This is a genomic window from Streptomyces sp. NPDC055140 (assembly GCF_053607285.1).
Genome location: NZ_JBSGTG010000166.1, coordinates 1 through 1,824 on the forward strand (window position 1 = coordinate 1; position 1,824 = coordinate 1,824).

Here is a 1,824-nt window from a genome sequence, read left to right on the forward strand (position 1 = left end):
GTAGGAGAGCCGGCGTGAGCTTGAGGATCGTTGTCACCGTGAAGTATGTGCCGGATGCGACGGGGGACCGGCATTTCGCTGATGACCTGACGGTGGACCGTGATGATGTGGACGGGCTGTTGTCGGAGCTGGACGAGTACGCGGTCGAGCAGGCGTTGCAGATCGCGGACGGTGCGGACGATGCGGAGATCACCGTGTTGACGGTGGGTCCGCAGGACGCGAAGGACGCGTTGCGCAAGGCGTTGTCGATGGGTGCGGACAAGGCGGTGCATGTCGAGGACGACGATCTGCACGGCACGGACATCGTGGGCACGTCGCTGGTGTTGGCGAAGGCGATCGAGAAGGCCGGTTTCGATCTGGTCGTCTCCGGTATGGCCTCGACGGACGGCACGGCGGGTGTGGTGCCGGCGCTGCTGGCGGAGCGGCTGGGTGTGCCGCAGGTGACGCTGTTGTCGGAGGTGTCGGTCGAGGGTGGTGTGGTGACGGGTCGTCGTGACGGTGACACGGCCTCGGAGCAGGTTCAGGCTTCGCTGCCGGCGGTGGTGTCGGTGACCGACCAGTCGGGCGAGGCGCGTTACCCCTCGTTCAAGGGGATCATGGCGGCGAAGAAGAAGCCGGTCGAGTCCTGGGACCTGTCGGATCTGGGCCTGGAGGCCGACGAGGTGGGTCTGGCGGGTGCGTGGACGGTCGTGGACGCGGCGGCTCAGCGTCCGGCGCGCAGCGCGGGCACGATCGTCAAGGACGAGGGCGAGGGCGGCAAGCAGCTCGCCGAGTTCCTCGCGGGCCAGAAGTTCATCTAGCCCCGCCTGTCCGCATCGCCCCCCTGTCCTCATCTTTCGCACGCAGGAGAGAAGAAGTCCCATGGCTGAAGTTCTGGTCTACGTCGATCACGTGGACGGTGCCGTCCGCAAGCCCACCCTTGAGCTGCTGACGCTGGCCCGCCGGATCGGTGAGCCCGTCGCCCTGGCGCTGGGTGCGGGTGCCGCCGACACCGCCGCCACCCTCGCCGAGCACGGCGCGACCCGTGTCCTGACGCATGACGCGTCCGAGTACGCCGATTACCTGGTCGTGCCGAAGGTGGATGCGCTGCAGGCCGCCTGCAACAGCGTGTCCCCGGCCGCGGTGCTGGTGCCGTCCTCGGCGGAGGGCAAGGAGATCGCGGCGCGTCTGGCGGTGCGGATCGGGTCGGGTGTCATCACCGATGCCACCGACCTCCAGGCCGGCGAGCAGGGCCCCATCGCCACCCAGTCGGCGTTCGCCGCCTCGTTCACCACCACGACCCGTGTCTCCAAGGGCACCCCGGTCATCACCGTCAAGCCCAACAGTGCCCCGGTCGAGTCCGCCCCGGCGGCCGGCACCGTCGAGGCCCTGACGGTGACGTTCTCCGACCAGGCCAGGGGCACCAAGGTCACCGCGCGCACGCCGCGTGCCTCGACCGGGCGTCCGGACCTGACCGAGGCCGCGATCGTGGTCTCCGGCGGCCGTGGCGTCAACGGCGCGGAGAACTTCGCGATCATCGAGGCCCTCGCCGACTCCCTGGGCGCGGCGGTCGGCGCCTCGCGTGCCGCGGTGGACGCGGGCTGGTACCCGCACTCCAACCAGGTCGGCCAGACCGGCAAGTCCGTGTCCCCGCAGCTGTACATCGCGAACGGTATCTCCGGCGCGATCCAGCACCGGGCCGGCATGCAGACCTCGAAGACCATCGTCGCGGTCAACAAGGACGCCGAGGCCCCGATCTTCGACCTCGTCGACTACGGCGTCGTCGGCGACCTCTTCGACGTCGTCCCCCAGCTCACCGAGGAAGTCAACACCCGCAAGGGCTGA

The 1,824-nt window shown here is 69.2% G+C and carries 2 protein-coding genes; both read left to right on the forward strand.

The features are described 5' to 3' along the window. The first annotated feature begins 14 nt into the window (after nucleotides 1–14). The gene (locus tag ACWFR4_RS48660; RefSeq protein WP_453466720.1) at nucleotides 15–800 is read left to right on the forward strand and encodes an electron transfer flavoprotein subunit beta/FixA family protein; all 786 of its coding nucleotides are present in this window, start codon (nucleotides 15–17) and stop codon (nucleotides 798–800) included. 61 nt (nucleotides 801–861) lie between these two features. After that, nucleotides 862–1,824, forward strand: coding sequence for an electron transfer flavoprotein subunit alpha/FixB family protein (locus ACWFR4_RS48665; protein WP_453466718.1), 963 nt, complete (start codon nucleotides 862–864; stop codon nucleotides 1,822–1,824).